Annotated in this window: 19 protein-coding genes; 11 read left to right on the top strand and 8 right to left on the bottom strand. The window is 64.6% G+C overall.

Annotation, left to right across the window (positions count from 1 at the left end; all coding sequences use genetic code 11):
• Positions 1–6 precede the first annotated feature (6 nt).
• Together QZM72_RS23925 and QZM72_RS23920 are read right to left on the bottom strand one after the other, a co-directional pair.
• A complete protein-coding gene (locus QZM72_RS23925) occupies positions 7–1,035 on the bottom strand; it encodes a hypothetical protein (RefSeq protein ID WP_179233500.1) in 1,029 nt (342 codons plus the stop codon).
• An 8-nt stretch (positions 1,036–1,043) separates the two neighbouring features.
• Positions 1,044–2,393, bottom strand: coding sequence for an MFS transporter (locus QZM72_RS23920; RefSeq protein ID WP_089469466.1), 1,350 nt, complete (start codon positions 2,391–2,393; stop codon positions 1,044–1,046).
• A 113-nt stretch (positions 2,394–2,506) separates the two neighbouring features.
• Between QZM72_RS23920 and QZM72_RS23915 the strand changes: the two genes are divergently transcribed.
• On the top strand, positions 2,507–3,415 hold the full coding sequence (locus QZM72_RS23915) for a LysR family transcriptional regulator (protein ID WP_089469467.1): 909 nt from the start codon (positions 2,507–2,509) through the stop codon (positions 3,413–3,415).
• 278 nt (positions 3,416–3,693) lie between these two features.
• Positions 3,694–4,740 (top strand): AraC family transcriptional regulator, encoded by a 1,047-nt coding sequence (locus tag QZM72_RS23910; RefSeq protein WP_301739398.1) that lies wholly within the window; start codon positions 3,694–3,696, stop codon positions 4,738–4,740.
• Between the two features lie 43 nt (positions 4,741–4,783).
• On the opposite strand, the gene QZM72_RS23905 is transcribed toward QZM72_RS23910, so the two are convergent.
• Entirely contained in the window at positions 4,784–5,722 is a 939-nt protein-coding gene (locus QZM72_RS23905; RefSeq protein ID WP_301739397.1) for a LysR family transcriptional regulator, read from the bottom strand.
• A 311-nt stretch (positions 5,723–6,033) separates the two neighbouring features.
• Between QZM72_RS23905 and mdlC the strand changes: the two genes are divergently transcribed.
• The 6 genes from mdlC (at position 6,034) to QZM72_RS23875 (ending at position 12,207) form a co-directional block, all read left to right on the top strand.
• On the top strand, positions 6,034–7,623 hold the full coding sequence (gene mdlC / locus QZM72_RS23900; RefSeq protein ID WP_301739396.1) for a benzoylformate decarboxylase: 1,590 nt from the start codon (positions 6,034–6,036) through the stop codon (positions 7,621–7,623).
• Positions 7,624–7,678: 55 nt separating this feature from the next.
• Complete coding sequence (locus QZM72_RS23895) at positions 7,679–9,130, top strand: aldehyde dehydrogenase (RefSeq protein WP_089469471.1); 1,452 nt, start codon at positions 7,679–7,681, stop codon at positions 9,128–9,130.
• Positions 9,131–9,170: 40 nt separating this feature from the next.
• Positions 9,171–9,395 (top strand): hypothetical protein, encoded by a 225-nt coding sequence (locus tag QZM72_RS23890; protein ID WP_144030140.1) that lies wholly within the window; start codon positions 9,171–9,173, stop codon positions 9,393–9,395.
• Complete coding sequence (locus QZM72_RS23885) at positions 9,392–10,738, top strand: MFS transporter (RefSeq protein ID WP_089469472.1); 1,347 nt, start codon at positions 9,392–9,394, stop codon at positions 10,736–10,738. Before QZM72_RS23890 ends, QZM72_RS23885 begins: the two co-directional genes overlap by 4 nt.
• A gap of 392 nt (positions 10,739–11,130) precedes the next feature.
• Complete coding sequence (locus QZM72_RS23880) at positions 11,131–11,340, top strand: hypothetical protein (protein WP_089469473.1); 210 nt, start codon at positions 11,131–11,133, stop codon at positions 11,338–11,340.
• Between the two features lie 48 nt (positions 11,341–11,388).
• Positions 11,389–12,207: a hypothetical protein gene (locus QZM72_RS23875; RefSeq protein ID WP_089469474.1), complete on the top strand. Its 819-nt coding sequence runs from the start codon at positions 11,389–11,391 to the stop codon at positions 12,205–12,207.
• Positions 12,208–12,349: 142 nt separating this feature from the next.
• On the opposite strand, the gene tkt is transcribed toward QZM72_RS23875, so the two are convergent.
• Together tkt and QZM72_RS23865 are read right to left on the bottom strand one after the other, a co-directional pair.
• Complete coding sequence (gene tkt, locus QZM72_RS23870; protein WP_301739395.1) at positions 12,350–14,404, bottom strand: transketolase; 2,055 nt, start codon at positions 14,402–14,404, stop codon at positions 12,350–12,352.
• 98 nt (positions 14,405–14,502) lie between these two features.
• Positions 14,503–14,655, bottom strand: a complete 153-nt coding sequence (locus tag QZM72_RS23865) for a hypothetical protein (protein ID WP_179233501.1) — start codon at positions 14,653–14,655, stop codon at positions 14,503–14,505.
• Positions 14,656–14,894: 239 nt separating this feature from the next.
• Between QZM72_RS23865 and QZM72_RS23860 the strand changes: the two genes are divergently transcribed.
• Entirely contained in the window at positions 14,895–15,101 is a 207-nt protein-coding gene (locus tag QZM72_RS23860) for a hypothetical protein (protein WP_089470543.1), read from the top strand.
• Between the two features lie 57 nt (positions 15,102–15,158).
• On the opposite strand, the gene QZM72_RS23855 is transcribed toward QZM72_RS23860, so the two are convergent.
• The gene (locus QZM72_RS23855; RefSeq protein ID WP_089469476.1) at positions 15,159–15,584 is read right to left on the bottom strand and encodes an NUDIX hydrolase; all 426 of its coding nucleotides are present in this window, start codon (positions 15,582–15,584) and stop codon (positions 15,159–15,161) included.
• Positions 15,585–15,798: 214 nt separating this feature from the next.
• The gene (locus tag QZM72_RS23850) at positions 15,799–17,187 is read right to left on the bottom strand and encodes a nucleobase:cation symporter-2 family protein (RefSeq protein ID WP_089469477.1); all 1,389 of its coding nucleotides are present in this window, start codon (positions 17,185–17,187) and stop codon (positions 15,799–15,801) included.
• 107 nt (positions 17,188–17,294) lie between these two features.
• On the opposite strand from QZM72_RS23850, the gene QZM72_RS23845 reads away from it, so the two are divergent.
• Positions 17,295–17,846: an SDR family oxidoreductase gene (locus QZM72_RS23845; RefSeq protein ID WP_256979725.1), complete on the top strand. Its 552-nt coding sequence runs from the start codon at positions 17,295–17,297 to the stop codon at positions 17,844–17,846.
• 21 nt (positions 17,847–17,867) lie between these two features.
• Here QZM72_RS23845 and QZM72_RS23840 read toward each other — a convergent pair whose 3' ends face one another.
• Positions 17,868–18,845 carry a LysR family transcriptional regulator gene (locus QZM72_RS23840; RefSeq protein ID WP_089469479.1) on the bottom strand — a complete coding sequence of 326 codons (978 nt, stop codon included), beginning with the start codon at positions 18,843–18,845 and terminating at the stop codon, positions 17,868–17,870.
• A gap of 133 nt (positions 18,846–18,978) precedes the next feature.
• Between QZM72_RS23840 and QZM72_RS23835 the strand changes: the two genes are divergently transcribed.
• The gene (locus QZM72_RS23835; protein WP_089469480.1) at positions 18,979–19,698 is read left to right on the top strand and encodes an SDR family oxidoreductase; all 720 of its coding nucleotides are present in this window, start codon (positions 18,979–18,981) and stop codon (positions 19,696–19,698) included.
• Positions 19,699–19,911: the final 213 nt, after the last annotated feature.

Here is a 19,911-nt window from a genome sequence, read left to right as displayed (position 1 = left end):
TGATTGCTATTCGAGCGCACCGCCTTCCTGTTCGACGCGTGATTCCGCGAGCCGAACGGACGGACCAAACAATGCGCACACGCCGGCCTGCGATACGAACATTGCATCGCCGTTGTGTCCCGCGCCTTGAACTTCATGCAGCGCATGCCGCAATTCCGGATGCCGGGCGCGCAGATAGGCGTAGTACGCGCGGCCGCGCGCGAGGCGGTGCGGGCCTTGCATCATCGCCTCGCATGAGCGGTCCAGAGCCGGGTGCGCCGGATCGTCGTCGTGCGTGCCGAGCAGATAGGTGACGTCGTGATCGACGTAACGACGTTCGAGCGATTGCGCGTCGAGTCCGTCCGCATAGCGGGGAAGTCGCGAAGTGCCGTATTTCCATTCATTGAATCCGGCGCATGCGGTTTGATCAATGCCCTCGCCATGCGGACGCCACGCGTCGAAGTACACGTACGACGAAGGATTCGCAATGACGTAACGTACCTTCACACCGCGTGCGAGACAGCATGCCGTCGCGTTGCTGAGTATCGCGTGCCGATGCGCGACCTGCGCCCCACCGGAATGTCCTGCGATCACGATCTCGCGCAGCTCCGGGTAGCGGCCACTCTGCATGCATTGAACGTAATGTTCGATGAGCGCATCCAGCACATCGAATGAGCTGAGCGGCGCTGGACCGATGGCGTCGAGGCCGCCCATCCACGAGGTCCATTCCCAATGCAGACAGTCGGCCGCCAACGGGTGATGCTCGACGTCGGCCGTCGCGAGAAATTGCGGCACGGCGAGTATCACGCTGTTCGCATCGGCCGTGGACGAGTCGAGCGCGCGCTGCGTCGAACGAAGGTATGCGTCGGCGTCGCGCAATCGGCCGTGCAGCATCACGACGACCTGCGTCGCGGTGGCCGGCGCGACGCTGCCGCCCGTGAACAGCGGCACGCCGGCTTCGCCGCGCGACGTCGAAACGGTCAACCGCTCACTGGCGACGACTTTGACGGGTACTTCGTTACGTGGACGCACTTCGGGGTTCCGAGTAAGGTACATCGCGACGCTCACGCTGTGTCACCCGGCCACAGGTTCGGCTCGCGGCGCAAGCGTCGCCCGGACGACGTGAAGCCGACCAGCAGCAACGAGACGATGCCGGCGAACACCAGATACCACGCCGGCACGATGCGCGAGCCGGTGACGTCGATCAAGGTCGAAACGGTGAGCGGCGCGAGCCCGCCAAACAGCGTGACGGCTACGTTGTACGACAGCGCCACGCCCGTCGAGCGCATGGCCGTCGGAAACAACTGCGTCAGCATGCCGGGGTGCGCGCCCGACATGACGCTGAGCACGACCGTCGCGATCATCTGCGCGCTGAACACGCGTTCGGGCGAAGGCGCCGCGAGCACCCATGCGAAAAGCGGATAGGCAGCGCACACCCAGCCGATCGTCACCGGAAAGAACAGCCGATATGCGCCGATGCGGTCGGCAAGCTTCCCTGCCAACGGATAGCCGACAATGCCGATCAATCCGGAGATCGCCGTGCCGAACAGCGCATTTTTCAGCGGTAGATGCAGCTGATGTTCGACATAGAGCGGCATATAGGAATGCCACAGATAATTGGTCGCCGCTCCGACGACGATGACGCCCATCGCGCAGAGCGCCGCATCGCCACGCTCGTGAATGAATGTCCGTAGCGACTGGCGTGGCGCATGTCCGAGCCGTTCCCGCAACTGTACGAATTCCGGCGACTCGCCGACCTTGTGTCGGATGTAGAAGCCCACCGGGCCAACCAGCGCGCCGAGCAGAAACGGCACGCGCCAACCCCACGTCACGAGCGACTGGTGCGACAGATGCGTGGTGAGCAAGTACGAGCATAGCGACGACAGAAGCAGCGCGACGGCCTGTGACGTCATCTGAAAGCTGCCGAAGAACATCTTGCGTCCCGGCGGCGCGTATTCCGTCAGCATCGCGGCCGCTGTCGCGAACTCGCCGCCCACGGAGAGCCCTTGCAGAATGCGTGCGAGGATCACGATGAGCGGCGCGGCCATGCCGATCGCCGCGTAGCTGGGCGTCAGGCCCATCATCAGCGTGCTGGCTGCCATCAGCAGAATCAGCAGCGACAACGTTTTGCGCCGCCCGTAGCGATCCGCGCATGCGCCTATCACGATGCCACCCAGCGGCCTGACCACGAAGCCGACGGCAAACGTTGCCAGCGTCAGCGTGATGGACACGAATCCGTTGCCGACAGGGAAAAACACCTGCGCGATGATCTTCGCGAAGTAGCCGTAGATGAGAAAGTCGAACCACTCGAGGCCATTGCCGATGACCGATGCGAGCACCGCGCGGCGAGTTTGCGAACGGCTGAGCACCGTTGCGGCCGACGCGGGCATGTTCGCTTGCAAGGTGGGTTGCATGTGTCTCCTTTGATTCTTGTCCAGCTTCCGAAGCAAGCGTACGTGTCGATGTCTTGAATGTAAAATACAGATGAGACACGGTTGCCATATCCAACGCATATACCAGACAAACGATGGAACTCAGACAGCTGCGCTATTTCCTCGCCGTCGCCGAAGAAGGTCAGTTCACTCGGGCCGCCGCGCGACTGCATATCCAGCAGCCGCCGTTGTCGCAGCAAATTCAGGACCTCGAACAGGAACTCGGCTTCGCGCTTTTCGTGCGACAGCCTCGCGGCGTCGTGTTGACGGCGCCCGGCGAGATCTTCGCCGCGCGCGCGCGTACGGTGCTGCTCGAACTGAACAACGCCGTCGTCCATGCGCGCCGGGTGGCGCAAGGCCGGATCGGCACGGTGCGCGTTGCGCTCACGAGTTCGGCTGCGTTTCATCCGCTTACGCCTACCGCTATTCGCAATTTTCGGGACATGTACCCCGAGATTTCGATAGAGATGAGCGAGGTGAATGCGGCGGAGATCATCGAAATGATGTTGAACGGCCGCGCGGATGCAGCCATTCTCCGCAAACCGGTCGAAACGCCGGCTGACCTACGCTTCGAACTGCTGGCCGAAGAACGCATGTTGCTGGTGCTGCCCGTGGGGCACAGGCTGATCGGCGGTCGCTCCGTGTCGCTCAAACAGCTGGCGAACGAGTCGTTCATCTTCGTGCGTCGGCCCGGTGCGCCCGGCATGTACGCGGACTTCATCCGGGCTTGTCAGGCCAGGGGCTTCGAGCCGCACGTCGTGGAAGAGGTGCCGCGCATGGTGACGGCAATCAATCTCGTGGCGGCGGGCGGCGGCGTATCGCTCGTGCCCGCGTCGATGCAACGTTACCATCAGGAAAGCGTGCACTACTGCCGTGTGGCCGGCGATCACGCGTTTCGAGCACCGTTGCATCTCGTCACCCGGCATGACTTGCAAAACCCCGCCGCATCGCACTTCCGTGACGCGTTGCTGACGTTCGTCCAGCGTCATCCACATCGCGAATAAGCCCGGGAAGGGCAAGCGCCTGATGGATTGCGGGCTCTGCAGCCTTCGTGCAATGTCGAAAAATCCTCCGACACGCGGGCCCCTTCCCGGATGCTCGGTCGCTTGACCTTGGCCGCCCGCATTAGCGGAATCGTCGGACACGATTAGCGCGCGAACGGACGCCATGCGGCGTATCGACGAACCTCAACGCCGACTGACTGACAGTGGATGCCCGGCCCATGTCGTTGATTGTCCGGGACGAAGAACCGGCAGGTTGAGACCCGGCCCGCGGCTTGTTAATGCTCTATAGTGCGATTTGCTTGCGCGACAGTACGATGATGAGTGACGACCCTTTCTCCGACATCCTGAGGCTCACGAACGCCGAATCGCTGACGACGGGGGGCTTCTCCGCCGGCGGCGCTTGGGCCGTCCGATTCCCGGCGCCCGACAAAATCAAGTTTTTCGCGGTGGTGAAGGGCACGTGCTGGGTTTCCATCGACGGAGAGGAAACGCCCATCCGCTTTGGGAGCGGCGACGTCGGGTTGCTGACGGCAAAACGGTCGTTCGTCCTCGCAAGCGATCCTTGCGTGCCACCCGTCGACGCGATGGCGTTGTTCTCGGGCGCCGGAAAGTCGATGGTGAAACTGGGCGACGGCGACGACTTCGCGCAGATCGGCGGACACGTACTGCTCGATCCGGTCACGGGCAGCTTGCTGTCGGACGTTCTGCCGCCATGGATTCACGTGCCGTCCGTATCGCCGCAGGCAGTGAGGGTCCGCTGGCTTCTCGAGCAACTCGTGGAAGAGCGTGCGGCCGATCTGCCCGGCGCGCAACTCGTATCGGCCCAGCTTTCACAACTGCTGTTCATTCAGATACTGCGTGCCCATCTGAAGACGTCCGCGTCCTTGACGGGATGGCTGCGCGCGTTCGGCAACCCGCGCATCGCTCCGGCATTGCGGCTGATGCATGGCGATCCCGCGCGTTCATGGCATCTGGATGAGCTTGCCGCCGCGTGTGCGATGTCACGGACCACGTTCGCTTCTCACTTCAGGAGGAGCGCCGGCGTCGCCCCGCTGACCTATCTTGGCGAGTGGCGCATGCGTCTTGCCGAGCGCCGTTTGCGCGACGAGAACGTCCCGGTCGCACTGCTTGCGCAGTCGCTCGGTTACTCGTCCGAAAGCGCATTCAGCAACGCGTTCAAGCGCATGTCAGGGCATTCACCGACGGCATATCGTCATATCGTACGGACTGCTTCCGAAGAAGTGGGCGGTGAGCGCGGCGGCGTTCGCGCGGACGTGGAGGCTACCGGTTCGACGCTGCAGTCGCTTCCATCGAAACCTCGGTGAAATGCGCGAGCGGCACGCAGATCGGATCGCGGGCATGTCCGATTCACGGCCCTCGAGACAGGCGTTGCCCTTCCTTGCGCAAAGACCCTGTGAGATGACGCAATTCGTCCAGCAGTTTGACGGCGGGCGCGGGTAGCGTGCCTCGCCGGCGCCGGAACGCCGTCAAAGTACGTGGCGCATCCAGGCCTTCAATGTCCAGGGCGTCGATGACGCCCGCTTTGCTTTCGGTGTCGTACATCGGTTCGGCCATCCACGAGACAAAGCCACATCGCGCTACGAGGCTTTTGAGCACGGTGACCGAACGGGTCTCGACCGCGATGGCCGGCATCGGCAGGCCGCGGGCCCTGAAGGTTTCCTGCATGTGGGCATAAGGTCCGGTTCCCTTGGGCGTGAGTGCCCACCGTTGTGTCAATGTGTCGTCGAGTCGAAGGCCGCGCTTCGCCCGCAGCGGATGATCGGGGGCCGCGACCACGAAACTCCTGTCGGTCCATGAACAATCGGAGAGCGCAGCGACATCCTCGGTTTCGATTCCCGACGTGCAAAGCGCCAGGTCGATTTCATAAGCGAGCAAGCCCTCGACGAGACGATCCCACACGCCTTCGATCACCTCGACGCGCAGATTGGGCCATTTCTCGAGCACACATGCGATGGCCATCGGCAGGACGAGACTCGCTATGCTGCCCACCGCGCCGACCTTGATCACGCCTTTCGCCAGGCCGCGCATCGCGTCCAGTTCCTCGCGCGCCTGTTCGGCTTCCCTTTGCAGCGACATCGCATGCGGCATCAATGCTTCGCCCAGCGCGGTCAACTGCATCCCTTTGGTGTGACGCTCGAAAAGCGGCGCCCCGACGGACTCCTCGAGCCGCTTGATCGATCTGCTCAGCGCCGGCTGGGTCATGTTCAGCATGGCCGCGGCCCGTCCCAGGCTACCCGCGGACACGATCGTGGTGAACATCATCAGCTGCTGCAGATTGAAACTCATCGTGGCGGACCAGATTGAAAGGAGTGAAGGGGGCGAACGGGATTCCGGGCCGCCCGGCGCCTGCTAGGTGTCTTCCCTGCCAGGGACCGCGGCGCCCGCTCCTTGCGGCGACCGCCGAGCCCCGATGACGGCGAACAGCCTTGTCCGACAAGGCATCCGGGCGGAATGGGCCGCTCCGGCGATCCCACAGACTCATGCCTGAATGTAATGACTTTGAGCCTTTTTGGCAATTTTCAAACAAGGTGCCGAATCCCATACTGCGGCTCATCCCATCACCGCCAGCCTGAGTGGCGAACCGCAGAGGATTCGAGATGCAACGAAACACAAGTGGGCAGCCGACCGTTCGCGATGCCGTCGTGGACTTGATGCGGCGCCTCGAATTGACGTCCGTGTTTGCCAATCCCGGCTCGACCGAGCTACCGATGTTCCGCGACTTCCCTGAGGACTTCCGGTACGTGCTCGGGTTGCAGGAAGCAGTGGTGGTCGGTATGGCGGACGGGTATGCCCAAGCCACCGGCAATGCCGCGCTGGTCAACCTGCATTCGGCGGCCGGTGTCGGCAACGCGATGGGCAACATCTTCACGGCTTTCAAGAACCGGACGCCGCTGATCATCACGGCCGGCCAGCAGGCCCGTTCGATTCTGCCGTTCGATCCGTTTCTGTCGGCATCGCAAGCCACCGAGCTGCCGCGGCCCTATGTGAAGTGGAGCATCGAACCGGCTCGTGCCGCGGATGTTCCGCTGGCGCTCGCCCGGGCTTACCACGTGGCGATGCAGGAGCCGCGCGGCCCGGTGTTCGTGTCCGTTCCGGTCGACGACTGGGATCAGCCGGCCGAGTTCGTCGAGGCGACCCGGGTCAGCACCCGGTTCCGCCCCGATCCGGTACGGATCGCGGAGATCGGCGACGCGCTGGACGACTGCAAACGGCCGGCCATCGTCGTCGGCGCGGAACTCGATCGTGCCGATGCGTGGAGCGAGGCCATCCAGCTGGCCGAGCGCCACAACGCGCGGGTTTATGTTGCGCCGATGTCGTCACGCTGCAGCTTCCCTGAAGATCATCGGCTTTTCGCCGGCTTCCTGCCGGCGATGCGCGAAAAAATCGTTCGGATGCTGAACGGGCATGACCTGATCTTCGTCGTCGGCGCGCCGGCTTTTGCGTATCACGTCGAAGGCAGCGGCCCGCATGTGCCCGACGGCGCGGCGTTGTACCAGCTCATCGACGATCCGGCTACCGCTGCGTGGACCCCGGTCGGCACGTCGGTGGTGGCGAACATTCGCCTGGGGCTGGCGGACCTGCTCGCCCGTCCGGCGCCGCGAGGCAGGCCGCTGCCGGCGCCGCGCGAGGCGGTCGAGCGAGCCGAGCCCACGGCAGTGATGTCGGTCGCCTTTGCGTTGCAGACGCTGTCCGAGGTCCGCAACGCAGCCGATATCGTGGTCGAGGAGGCGCCCAGTTCGCGCCCCGTCATGCAACGTTATCTGCCGTTCACGCGCAGTCGGACGTTCTACACGATGGCAAGCGGCGGTCTGGGCTACGGCATGCCCGCCGCGGTGGGCGTGGCGTTGGCCAAACCCGGTAGCCGCGTGATCGGCCTCATCGGCGACGGCTCGACGATGTATTCGCCGCAAGCGATCTATAGCGCGGTCCTGCTCGATCTTCCGATCACATTCGTGATCCTCAATAACTCGCGCTACGCCGCCTTGCAGGAATTCGCGCCCGTGTTCGGCTTCGCCGCGTCGGAGCCGGTACAGGGCACCGACCTGCCAGGGCTGGATTTCGTTTCCTTGGCCAACGGCATGGGGTGCGAAGGCGTTCGAGTGAACGACGCGCTGTCGCTGAAGCCCGCGCTGGAAGACGCGTTGTCTTCGGGAAAAACACGCGTCGTCGAAATTGTCGTGGCCTGACCGCGAGTCGGTGATTCGGCAGGCCGGTTTTTCAATAATATTCCAGGAGACGGTAATGAATCAGGTAACGATGTTGATCAACGGCGAGCGTGCGATGGCTCGCGATGGCGCGACATTCGAGCGCCGCAACCCACTCGATGACACGGTTGCCTCGACGGCGCCGGCCGCGACCGTCGCCGATGCACAAGCGGCGGTGCATGCGGCGGCCGCCGCGTTTCCCGCATGGTCGGCGATGGGCCCCGGCGAACGACGCGCGCTACTGAATCGGGCCGCGGATGCGCTCGAAGAAAAAGGCGACGCTTTCGCGCTGGCCATGGCAACCGAAACGGGCGCATCCCGCCTGTGGGCGGATTTCAACGTCAAGCTTGCGGCCGACGGGCTGCGTGAAGCGGCTGCGATGATCACGCAGATTTCGGGCGAGGTGATTCCGTCGGACGTGCCGGGCAGTCTCGCGCTCGGCGTGAGGCAGGCCGCCGGCGTCGTGCTCGGGATCGCACCGTGGAACGCGCCCGTCATCCTCGGCGTGCGTGCCATCGCGTTGCCGCTGGCGTGCGGCAATACCGTCGTGCTCAAAGGCTCCGAAACCTGCCCCGCGACCCACGGCCTCATCATCGAGGCGTTGCAGGACGCCGGACTGCCGCGCGGTGTCGTGAACTTCGTCACGAACGCGCCGCCGAATGCGGGCGACATCGTCGAAGCGATCATTGCCGAGCCGGCGGTCAGACGGGTGAACTTCACGGGTTCGACGCGCGTCGGCCGCATCGTCGCGACCCAGTGCGCGAAATATCTGAAGCCTTCGGTACTCGAACTCGGCGGAAAGGCGCCGTTTCTGGTGCTTCACGATGCCGATATCGACGCTGCCGTTCAAGGCGCGGCATTCGGGGCGTTCGCCAATTCCGGCCAGATCTGCATGTCGACCGAACGCATCGTCGTCGACACGAAGATCGCCGATGAATTCGTCGCGCGACTGGCGCAAAAGGCCCGGAGCCTGCCGCTTGGCGATCCGAGAAAGGGGCCGACCGTGCTCGGCTCCGTCGTGGACATGGCGACCGTCAGGAGATGCAACGACCTGATCGACGACGCGCTGGCGAAAGGCGCGACTCTGGTATGCGGAGGGAAAGCCGAGACCACGCTCATGCCGGCCACGTTGCTCGATCACGTGACGGCGGACATGCAGATCTACCGGGAGGAATCGTTCGGGCCCGTCAAGGCGATCGTTCGTGTCAATGGCGACGAAGAGGCCGTCGCATGTGCAAACGACAACGAATATGGTCTGTCGGCGGCAGTCTTCAGCCGTGACGTCGCGCGGGCGTTGACGGTAGCGAAGCGTATCGAGTCCGGGCTTTGCCACGTCAATGGCCCGACGGTTCACGACGAGGCGCAAATGCCGTTTGGCGGGATAAAGTCCAGTGGTTTCGGGCATTTCGGCGGCAAGGCAGGAGTCGCGGAATTTACCGATTTGCGCTGGATCACCGTGCAAACGACGCCTCGTCACTATCCGTTCTGATCGTTGCCGCGGCCAGCGCGCGTGTTTCGCCGTGGAAGCGATGAGCTTCCTGACGGTGGGCGCGAACAAAATAACAACCCTATATCGTTGGAAAGCCTTCGCTCCCGGAACGACGAGCGATCGGCTCAAGGAGACTGCAATGCCTGTCGTCAATGCCGAGTCGTCGCTCGCTCGCACGCGGTTCGAGTTTGATCATCACGTTGGAAGGCGGATTAATCGGGACTGCAATTTTGAATTCGCCAATCCGGCCGCGGGAGCGAAATGAACGATCGAAATCCCGGTTTTCCGACCGTAGACATCGGCCGCACGCTTGATGATGGACCGTTCTCGGCGTTCCAGCGAATGGTTGTCCTGCTCGCCGCGCTCGCGATCGTGATGGATGGATTCGATGGGCAACTCATCGGATTCGCCATTCCCGGCCTGATCAAGGAATGGGGCATCACGCGCAACGCATTTGCACCCGCCGTTGCTGCGGGCCTCGTCGGCATGGGGATAGGCAGCGCATTCGCCGGGCTGTTTGCGGACAGGTTCGGTCGGCGCTGGGCAATCATCGGGAGCGTGCTGGTATTCGGCCTGGCGACGAGTTCGATCGCGCTATCGCCGGACGTCATGACCATTGCGATCCTGCGTTTCTTCGCGGGACTGGGTATCGGCGGCGCACTGCCGAGCGCGACGACCATGACGGCGGAATTTACGCCTGCTCGCCGACGAACGCTCGCCGTGACCGCAACCATCGTTTGCGTACCGCTGGGGGGCATGCTTGCCGGGTTGTTCGCGAGCGTCGTGCTGCCTCATTATGGCTGGCGCGGCCTCTTTCTGATTGGCGGCACGCTTCCCGTCGCGCTGGCGTTCCTGCTGTATTTCGTCATGCCGGAATCGCCACGTTATCTGGCCCGCCGTCACGAACGTTGGAACGAACTGCGTCACCTGCTGACCCGCATGTCCCGCTCGATTCGGCCGGACGCCGTGTTCGCCGATCAGAAGGAGCAGAAGGCTGGGCAGCGTCCAGGCTTTCGTGCGCTGTTCGCCGACCATCAGGGCCGAGACACGCTTGCAATCTGGGTCGCTTTCTTCATGAACCTGGTTGCGGTCTACAGCGCATTCAGCTGGCTGCCGACGATGCTTGCAGGCGAGGGGCTCAGCCCTTCGGTGGCGGGTTCGGGTCTTACCGCCTACAACCTCGGCGGCGTACTCGGCGCAATGGGTTGCGCGGTGGCGATCGGTCGATTCGGGTCGCGCCGGCCTTTGCTCGTGTGCTGCCTGATGGCAGCCGCGAGCGCGCTTTTGCTGCGCGGTCTCGACGTTTCCGCCCACACGATGCTGCTCGTGTTCGGCATCGGTTTGCACGGCCTCTTCGTCAACGCGGTCCAGTCGACGATGTATGCCCTTTGCGCGTACGTCTATCCGACCGAGATTCGCGCGACCGGGACCGCATCCGCGCTCGCGTTTGGACGGCTCGGCGCGATTCTCAGCGCGTTCGCGGGGGCCTTCGTGATCACGCAGGGCGGAGCGCCTGCGTACCTGGGCATGCTGGGTGCCGCGATGGCGATGGTCTTTATCTGCCTGATGATCGTGCGTCGCCATATTCCGCCGATCAAGGGCGCCTGAGCTCGGTCTCCAGGCCGACTGGGGCGAGCGAAACCGGATGGCGGCGAGCCTCGAGCTTTTCGCATCACGATTCAATCTTCGAAGGCGCTGACACGGTGCGAAAAGCGCTTCGCGTTTTCGTGGCATCCGCAAAGGCTGATTTCTCGGCTCGCCTGATCGAGCGGTCGGCACACGTCGGCGGATGCGAGTACACGGCAACTTTCGATGTGGCAGCCTCAAAGGTCGCGGGCATGCGGTGAATAAAGGAATCGCGGCGCATGCCGATAATAGGAAAAGAGAGTAAGACCGTACCTGCAGAACGAGTGACGCAGTCGGGCGGAAGGCATCCGGGCGGCTGTATTTCGGTCGCGCAGGCTGACGGCGACGGTCAAGGCGAATAACCGGAAAATGACATGGCAAATTTCAGCGTCTGGCACTGGATTATCCTGATCCTCCTGCCGATCATCTATCTCGTTCCCGCCGCTCGCATTCTCCGAAAAGCGGGCTTTTCGGGCTGGCTTTGCTTGCTGTTGTTGGTGCCGGTGATCAATCTGGTGATGTACTGGGTCTTTTCCTTCGTCCGCTGGCCGGTTGAAGGCACCGCTACCCGCACCGGTGCATAGCGATAAGAAAAGAACAGAAATGCCAGCTACCGTCTCGGGTTGCCAACAATGAACGATGACATCGGGAACGGAACGAAGACTGCGACGCGTCCCGCGATCGTTACGGGGCTGGCATATTTGTTCCTGACCTTCACGATGACGCTGCTTCGCGCGTATGACGCCGCGGCCCCCATTGGCAAGATTCCGCTCGACCCCGGCAGCGTGTTTCCCGTCTCGGTGCAATGGAGGTGGCACTGGATCCAGATTCCTCTGACCGTGGTTGTCGCGGTCGGGCTGTTCCGTGGTTGGCGCTGGGCAAGATGGCTCGCGCTGGCGGTGCTCGTAGTCGCTGGCGCAATATCGGCTCCCCTATGGGACGTGCGGGCAGCGCCATCATATGTGTTCGTGCTGGCATTGAATCTCGTCATCTGCGCGCTGCTCTTCTTCGCACCCAGCGCGAAGGTCTATTTCTCACGCTCGACCCGGCTCCCTCGAATATTCACGATGCGAGGAGCGATTAGTACCGGTCTGCTCGTTTTTGCGGTTTTTACGGCCCATAGCATCGGCTTTGCCGCATTGAAGAAACCGGACGCGGCGGCCATGTGGGGAAGCTCCGCGCTCTTTCTGCTACCCGCCCTGGTGTTCAGCGCCCTTATCTGCTGGGACCTGCGGCGTTCTGTCCGTGAGATCGGAGCCGCATTGTTGGCCGTGACCGTCGCCCTGATAAGTGTGCAGGTCAAAGTCTTCATCGCCGGACGTGCGTGGCCCACGGGTGCTACGCTCCAGTCAGGCTTGTTTCAGAGCATCCTGCTGACAATCGTCTTGGGTATCAGCGGACTTACGTTCGCGGCATGGGCCGTACGCGCTCGAACGACTGCCGCTCAATGAGCGGCTCATTCATTTTCGAACAGCTACTTCGATAGGGCAGGGCGGAGGGCGACTTATCACTGCGGCACGATTGCCCGTTGACTCGGGTTCGCTGGAGGCGGCCGTTCGCATGCCGCCGGACACAGCGTTGTCGCGTGCTTGATCAGTGCATGCCGTTATCTCGCAGTACGTCCCGCGCAGCGCGAACGACCGCATCTACCGTGATGTCGAATTTCTCGTATACGTCGTTGATTTTTCCGGACTCGCCGAAGCTGTGCATGCCGACGAATCGGCCTTTCGGGCCGATGTATCGCTCCCATCCCAGTTCGACGGCGGCCTCGACCGCGACTCTCGCGGGAGACGCACCCAGCACGGCCTCCTGGTAATCGCGTGGCTGCTCCTCGAAGAGCAGGCGGCACGGCATCGATACAACGGTCGTCGGCACACCTTCCTTCTGCAGGATGTCGCGAGCCTGGACAGCGAGGTGAACCTCCGAGCCTGTCGCGAGCAGCGTGAGTCGGCGCGGCCCACCCTCGGCCTTCCGCAAAATGTAGGCACCCCGCGCCGACTCGTTTTCGTTGCCGGGTTCGTTGCGCAGCAGCGGGACCGGCTGTCGCGACAACGCCAGGAGCGCAGCCCTGCGGGGCTGTTCGAGAATCAGTTCCCAGCACTCTGCCGCTTCGATTGGATCGGCCGGCCGATAGACGGCGAGCTGGGGAATCGCCCGAAGTGCCGCGAGATGTTCGACGGGCTGATGAGTCGGGCCATCTTCTCCGAGGCCGATCGAATCGTGCGTCATCACGAAGATGGATCGCACCCGCATCATCGCGCTCAACCGGATCGCCGGGCGACAGTAGTCCGAAAAACAAAGGAAGGTGCCGCCGTACGGAATCAGGCCGCCATGAAGGGCGATGCCGTTCATGGCGGCGGCCATCCCATGTTCGCGGACGCCGTAGTGGAGGTACGAACCTTTGAACTGGCCCGGCTCGATCGCGATTTGATGCTTCGTCTTCGTATTGTTGGACACCGTGAGGTCCGCCGAGCCGCCGAGCAATTCCGGAATCGCGTCGAAGAGATGATCAAGCACTTCACCGCTGGCCTTGCGGGTGGCCATTTCACGACCACTGGCAATAAAAGCCTGCCGTGCCGCGGCAATTGCCTGCTTCCAGTCATCCGGAAGCTTGCCCGCATTGCGCCGCTCGAATTCGGTACGCAGTGCCAGCGGCGCCCGGCCGACGCGCTCTTCCCACGCGAGTCTTGCATTGCGGCCGCGCGCCCCGATCTCCCGCCATGCTTTCAGCAGGTCGTCCGGGATTTCGAACGGCGGCGAATGCCAGTCGAGGGTCTGTCGTGCGCCCGCGATTTCATCCTCTCCCGGCGCGTCGCTATGCGCGCGCTCGGTCCCGGCCTTCGTCGGAAAGCCGAACCCGATGATCGTCCTGCATGCGATCAAGGTCGGTCTGTCATTCGTCGTTCGAGCGGTCTCGATGGCATGCCGTATCGCATCCGTGTCGTGACCGTCGATTTCCAGGACGCGCCATCCGGCCGAGTGAAAGCGCTCGATCTCGTTGTCCGAGACCGCGAGCTTGGTGGCGCCGTCGATAGAGATTGAATTGTTGTCCCAAAACGCGATCAGTCTGCCCAACCGGAGGTGGCCGGCCAGGGAAATGGCCTCGTGGCTGATGCCTTCCATCAGGCAACCGTCACCGAGAAATACGTAGGTGTAGTGATCGACAAGATCATCGCCGAAGCGCGCATTCATGATGCGCTCAGCCAACGCCATGCCGACGGATTCCGCGATGCCTTGTCCGAGGGGGCCGGTCGTCAGTTCGATTCCCTCGGCGTGCGAGTACTCCGGATGGCCGGGCGTCTTGCTGCCGACTTGCCGGAACCGCTTGAGCTCGTCCAGCGTCATGTCGGAATAGCCCGTCAGATAGAGGAGGCTGTAGAGGAGCATCGACGCGTGTCCGTTGGAAAGTACCAACCGGTCTCGATCGATCCAGTGGGGCGCGGATGCATCGAATTGCATGAACTCCTTGAACAGGACCGTCGCGACGTCGGCCAAGCCCATTGGCGCACCGGGATGACCGCTGTTGGCTTTCTGTACGGCATCCATTGAAAGGAAGCGAATGCAGTTCGCTAGCGCGCGAAGATGGGGATCGCGTGGGGACGGCACGGCCTTGGGAGCCGCCCGGGAATTTGCGGTGGGATCGCTCATCGGTTCTCCTGTGTCAGGTCGGAAAGATGAGGCCGCGGCGCAATATCCATACCTTCTTCGGCGCGACCGTCACGTCCGGTGACGTCGGGTGATGACCGTCAATCGAGGCCGATGGCGCGGCCGCCGTCGAGGAAATCCGCTGGATCGTCGCCGATTCGCCCGGTCATGGGCATCGCCCGGTGGGGTGCGTGGCGCAATGAAGGCATTGCTGCCGGACAAGTGCCGTTCAACGCGAAGCGCATCCAACGCATCAGACGCTCTCGTGGCCCGCTGATGCATATCGTCCGGCTTCGCCTCGGCCGTCCGTCACGCAACGGTCGGCATCGTATTGCTCGACCCGAGCCGAACATGGCGGCTGCGGCCGCCGAAACTTGATCGGGAAAAGCACCAGAAGCTTGCGTATTTTCTTCCGGTTATAGTGGAATCGCTGAAGGTAGACGCGGCGTTTTTTGCCGATATCGTTCAGGTAATGACCGTAGACGGGTGCCGTATGAAAAACAAAATCGACAAGACCGCAGGACCGATCTGGGGCGTGGCGGCAGGATTGCTTCTTGCTGGCGCGGGATTGAGCCTGGGTATTTTCCCGGCGGCGCTGCGCAACAGCGCAAACGACTTCATGGCGTCCGGCGCCGCGATGCTGGGCATCTTCCTCGTCGTCTATTCCACGCACGAACTGCGAAGAAAGCGCGCGCACTGAGCGTCCGCGCACCGCTGATCACGGCCCCGACTCAGCCGGCCCACGGCTCGGGGTGCGCTACGCCTTGCGGATTTCGTGGTCGTAGACGAGCTCGACGATTCGCTTCGTCGGAATACTCGCGCGCAGGCGGTCGACGCTGTCGATCGGAAACCACTTGCATTTCTCGATCTCGTTGCTCGCTTGAGGCGTCTGGTCCGGCCCGACTTCCGCGAAGAACACGTGATGGATTTTCGCGAGCCCGGTGAACTGCATCGAGTACACCAGGTCCTGGCCGGTCATGCCGGTTTCCTCGCCCAGTTCGCGATGCGCGGCTTCGAGCGGCGTTTCCCCGCGCTTGATCGTGCCGCCCGGAAGGGCCCAGCGCGACGCCGCACGCGTGACGAGCAACACTCGCGCATCGCGATAGCAGACGACGGTCGCGCGTTCCTTGATCGGAACGGCAGTCGTTTCGGGGGCTTGGTCGGGCGCGAGGGTTTGGGGCATGCCGTGATTCTAACCAGCACAAATCGATCGGCCAAGGCGCCCTGACCGGGTTTGACGATTGATTGCCGCCGATGCGCGGCCGGCACGCCGCGTGCCTGCGCGAGCGCGCCCGGTGGCAGGGCGGTGCGCGGGACGTCCGATGCCGTTTGGCGCGACGACCGACGTGGCCCGTCACGCGCGCCACGTCGTCATGCGGTTCGCACCGCGATTGCCGTTACTTCCTTTCCGGCAGGAACCAGTTCATCACGAGCGCGCAGATGCCGCCCGTCGCCACGCCCGATTCCAGCACGTTCTTCAGCGCATGCGGCAGGCTGTTCAGGATGTCCGGCACCTGCGACACGCCGAGGCCGAGCGCGAGCGATACCGCGATGATCAGCAGCGCGCGGCGGTCGAGGTGGACGCCCGCGAGGATGTTGATGCCCGACGCGGCCACCGCACCGAACATCACCATCGCCGCACCGCCGAGCACGGGCTCCGGCACGGCCTGCAGCACGCCGGCGACGACCGGGAACAGGCCGAGCACGACGAGCATCCCCGCGATCCAGATGCCGACGTGACGGCTCGCGACGCCGGTGATCTGGATCACGCCGTTGTTCTGCGCGAATACCGAGCTCGGGAACGTGTTGAACACGCCGGCCAGCAGCGAGTTCGCGCCGTTGACGAGCACGCCGCCCTTGATCCGCTGCATCCACACCGGCCCTTCGACCGGCTCGTTCGAGATCTTGCTGGTGGCCGTCACGTCGCCGATCGCTTCGAGCGACGTGACGAGGTAGATGATCAGCATCGGCACGAACAGCGCCCACGAGAAGCCGATGCCGAAATGCAGCGGCGTCGGCACCTGGAACAGCGCGGCCTGGTGCATGCCGGTGAAGTCGAGGCGGCCGAGGAACGCGGCCGCGAGATAGCCGATCGCGAGCGCGATGACGAGCGCGGTGCTGCGCACCCAGACGATCGGCACGCGGTTCAGCAGGATGATCGTGCCGAGCACGAGGCCGGACAGCGTCAGGTTCTCGGCGCTCGCAAAGGTGCCCTTGGCCATCGCGCCGTAGCCGCCGCCCATGCTGATCAGGCCGACCTTGATCAGCGTGAGGCCGATCAGCAGCACGACGATGCCGGTGACGAGCGGCGTGATCAGGCGCTTCACGAACGGCAGGATACGCGACACGCCCATCTCGACGAACGACCCGGCGATCACGACGCCGAAGATCGCGGCCATCACGGTCTCGACCGGCGTGCCCTGCTTGACCATCAGGCTGCCGCCGGCGATCAGCGGGCCGACGAAGTTGAAGCTGGTGCCCTGGACGATCAGCAGGCCGGCGCCGAGCGGGCCGAAGCGCTTGCACTGGACGAACGTCGCGATGCCGGAAATCACCAGCGACATCGACACGATCAGGGTCGTATCGCGGCTGGGCACGCCGAGCGCCTGGCAGATCAGCAGGCCGGGCGTGACGATGGGCACGATGATCGCCAGCAGGTGCTGCAGCGCGGCGACGAAGGCGACCATCGGCGCCGGCCGGTCGTTCGGGCCGTAGACGAGGTCGCGGGCCGGGTCGGCGGCGTCGGCGCCATGGGAGGCGGATGGGGCGGAGGAGGCGGGTTGCATGGCGAGCGGGCCGGACAAGGTGGAAAGTGCGGCATTTTAGCCGAAGGGCCCGCCGGCGCCGCCCGGCCTGGCCGCGACAGGGAGGATTCGGCGGCGCGGGCATCGCGGTGGCCGATATCGCGGACCGGCACGCGGTGCAGGCCGTATTCGATACGCTGACGCGGGTCGATCACCTGGTCGTCACGGCCGGTCGCTTCATTGCCGGCAAACTGAACGAGACCGATCCCGATCATCTGCTCGCCGCGCTGGACGAGCGCATCGCCGGGCCGGTGTACGCGATCCGCGCCGCATTGCCGCTGATACCCGCGACCGGTTCGATCGTGTTGACCGGCGGGCAGCTGTCGGATCGTCCGGGCGCGCAAGGCACGGCCGTCATCGCCGCCGCCGTGCGCGGCGTCGAGGCGCTGGCGCAGTCGCTCGCGCTGGAACTGAAGCCGGTGCGCGTCAATGTCGTCGCGCCGGGCTTCGTCGAGACGCCGCTGTACGACGCGTTTGGCCCGGAAGCGCGCGATGCGATCCTCGCGGGCGCCGCCGCGGCGTTGCCGGGCGGCCGTGTCGGCCGCGCCGACGAAGTCGGGGAAGCGATCGCGTTCCTGCTGGGCAACCGTTTCATGAATGGCGAAATCCTGCACATCGACGGCGGCGGCCGGCTGGTCTGAGCGGCGTGAGGTCAACCACGGTCAGCCGGCGGCGCGTGCTCCATTGCCCCGCGCCGTCGTGCGTGGCGGGCGGGCATCCGGATACGCGCGCTGGCACACGGCGATGACCGTGTCACGCAGGCGGCGATGCACGGGGTCGCCGTGCATGCGCGGATGCCACAGCGCCGACACGAGGATCGCCGGCAGGCGGACCGGCACCTCGAAGCTGCGCAGCCCGAGCGCTTCGATGAGCCCCGGCGAGCACGCGTTGCCGAGGCTCGAGCGCGGCACCAGCGCGATCAGGTCGGTGCTGGCCGCGACACGCATCGCGTCCGGATAGCCCGGCACGACGACGTGCACGGCGGGGCCCGGGCCGGCCTCGCCGGCCGGGTCGTCGGCGGCCCCGTCGAAATCGCCCAACTGTGCGGAAATGACGTGGCGGCAGGCCGCATAGCGCGCGGGCGTGATCCGCGCCGACGCGAACAGCGGATGCCCGGCGCGCGCCACCGCGACGTGCCAGTCGTGAAAGAGCATGCGCGTGTGCAGCTCGGGCGCGTCGTCGCCGCGCTTGCCGATTTCCAGATCGACGGTGCCATCGCGCAGCGCTTGCGGATCGCGGTCGAGCTTCGGGACGAAGCGGATCCGCACGTGCGGCGCGACGTCGGCCAGGGCGGCGACTACGGGGCCCGACAGCATTTCCATGAACGACGCGGCCGCGCGAATGGTGAACGTGGCCGTGAGCGTGGCGAAGTCGACGTCGGCGGTGGCCGGCCGGAGCACCGCGCACGCGTCGCGCGCGACGGCATGCACGCGCTCGCGCAACGCGGCGGCGTGCGGCGTCGGCACGAGCTTGCGCCCGGCGCGCACGAGCAGTTGATCGCCGGTGGCGACGCGCAGCCGCGTGAGCGTGCGGCTCATCGCGGACGTGCTCAGGCCCAGCCGGCGCGCGGCGCCGGTCACGCTGCTCTCCGACAGCAGCACGTCGAGCGCGGTGACGAGGTTCAGGTCGATGTCTTCCATGCGGACAGGATACGCCACTACGAGGTTTGGCATGGCGTTCGGTGCAACGATGGATTGCATCGGGTGCGTCTGGCGCCTGTCTTGGCGCGCGCCTATAGTAGGCGCATGACGAAACACGGCAAAGGCGAAAACCATGCAATCGACTGAATCGAATCGACGAAACGCCCCCGCGATCCTGCTCGTCGCCGCGTCGCGCGGCCTCGGACTGGCAATGGCGGAGGCATTCCTGGACAAGGGCTGGCACGTGACGGGCACCGTGCGCGAAGGATCGGGGCGCACGAAGCTGCACGACCTGGCCGACCAGTTCGACGGCCGGCTCGAGATCGGCACGCTCGACATCTGCGAGCCCGCGCAACTGGCCGCGCTGCGCGAGCGCCTGTCGGGCCGGCGCTTCGACATGCTGTTCGTGAATGCGGGCACGACCAACGATCCGAACGAAACGATCGGCGAAGTGACGACCGACGAATTCGTGCGCGTGATGATCACGAATGCGCTGGCGCCGATGCGCGCGATCGAGACGCTGCAGGATCTCGTGACCGACGACGGGCTGATCGGCGCGATGTCGTCGGGGCAGGGCAGCGTGACCAACAACGTCAGCGGGATGCGGGAGGTGTATCGCGGTAGCAAGGCCGCGCTGAACCAGTTCATGCGCAGCTTCGCGGCGCGTCAGGCCGGCACGCGCCGCGCGCTGGCGCTGATGGCGCCCGGCTGGGTCCGCACCGAACTCGGCGGGCCCGACGCGCGCCTGACCATCGAGGAGAGCGTGCCGAGCCTCGTCGACGTGCTGCTGGCGAAGCGGGCGCGGCCCGGGCTCGAATATCTCGACTATCTGGGGCGGACGGTGCCGTGGTAGCCGGGGCGGCGGCGCAGGCGCTGGGCGGGCGGCCCGGTTCCGGCTCGCCGTGAACGTGCGGCGCGATTCGGCCTGCTGTTCGCGGCCAGGTCGCGGCACTGCGCAGGCCGTGCCGATTCAATACAATGCGACGACGCGTCAGCGATACGGTGCCGCCTCATCGCGTTTGAATCCATCCGGTTCATGGCGGATCGGGGGCGCTCCCGTCGCGAC

The sequence above is a fragment of the Burkholderia sp. AU45388 genome (genome assembly GCF_030481585.1).
Lineage (GTDB): Bacteria > Pseudomonadota > Gammaproteobacteria > Burkholderiales > Burkholderiaceae > Burkholderia > Burkholderia sola.
Note: the sequence above shows the minus strand (reverse complement) of the source record. Positions and strands in the feature narration are given on the sequence as shown.

Bases quoted from the DNA above. Each gene is read 5' to 3' on its own strand.
- tkt (WP_301739395.1), bottom strand. From the start codon at position 14,404: ATGAGCGATCCCACCGCAAATTCCCGGGCGGCTCCCAAGGCCGTGCCG.
- QZM72_RS23895 (WP_089469471.1), top strand. From the start codon at position 7,679: ATGAATCAGGTAACGATGTTGATCAACGGCGAGCGTGCGATGGCTCGC.
- QZM72_RS23885 (WP_089469472.1), top strand. From the start codon at position 9,392: ATGAACGATCGAAATCCCGGTTTTCCGACCGTAGACATCGGCCGCACG.
- QZM72_RS23860 (WP_089470543.1), top strand. From the start codon at position 14,895: ATGAAAAACAAAATCGACAAGACCGCAGGACCGATCTGGGGCGTGGCG.
- QZM72_RS23840 (WP_089469479.1), bottom strand. From the start codon at position 18,845: ATGGAAGACATCGACCTGAACCTCGTCACCGCGCTCGACGTGCTGCTG.
- QZM72_RS23835 (WP_089469480.1), top strand. From the start codon at position 18,979: ATGCAATCGACTGAATCGAATCGACGAAACGCCCCCGCGATCCTGCTC.
- QZM72_RS23890 (WP_144030140.1), top strand. From the start codon at position 9,171: ATGAGCTTCCTGACGGTGGGCGCGAACAAAATAACAACCCTATATCGT.
- QZM72_RS23920 (WP_089469466.1), bottom strand. From the start codon at position 2,393: ATGCAACCCACCTTGCAAGCGAACATGCCCGCGTCGGCCGCAACGGTG.
- QZM72_RS23915 (WP_089469467.1), top strand. From the start codon at position 2,507: ATGGAACTCAGACAGCTGCGCTATTTCCTCGCCGTCGCCGAAGAAGGT.
- QZM72_RS23910 (WP_301739398.1), top strand. From the start codon at position 3,694: ATGCTCTATAGTGCGATTTGCTTGCGCGACAGTACGATGATGAGTGAC.
- QZM72_RS23880 (WP_089469473.1), top strand. From the start codon at position 11,131: ATGGCAAATTTCAGCGTCTGGCACTGGATTATCCTGATCCTCCTGCCG.
- QZM72_RS23905 (WP_301739397.1), bottom strand. From the start codon at position 5,722: ATGAGTTTCAATCTGCAGCAGCTGATGATGTTCACCACGATCGTGTCC.
- QZM72_RS23925 (WP_179233500.1), bottom strand. From the start codon at position 1,035: ATGTACCTTACTCGGAACCCCGAAGTGCGTCCACGTAACGAAGTACCC.
- QZM72_RS23865 (WP_179233501.1), bottom strand. From the start codon at position 14,655: ATGCGTTGGATGCGCTTCGCGTTGAACGGCACTTGTCCGGCAGCAATG.
- QZM72_RS23875 (WP_089469474.1), top strand. From the start codon at position 11,389: ATGAACGATGACATCGGGAACGGAACGAAGACTGCGACGCGTCCCGCG.
- mdlC (WP_301739396.1), top strand. From the start codon at position 6,034: ATGCAACGAAACACAAGTGGGCAGCCGACCGTTCGCGATGCCGTCGTG.
- QZM72_RS23850 (WP_089469477.1), bottom strand. From the start codon at position 17,187: ATGCAACCCGCCTCCTCCGCCCCATCCGCCTCCCATGGCGCCGACGCC.
- QZM72_RS23855 (WP_089469476.1), bottom strand. From the start codon at position 15,584: ATGCCCCAAACCCTCGCGCCCGACCAAGCCCCCGAAACGACTGCCGTT.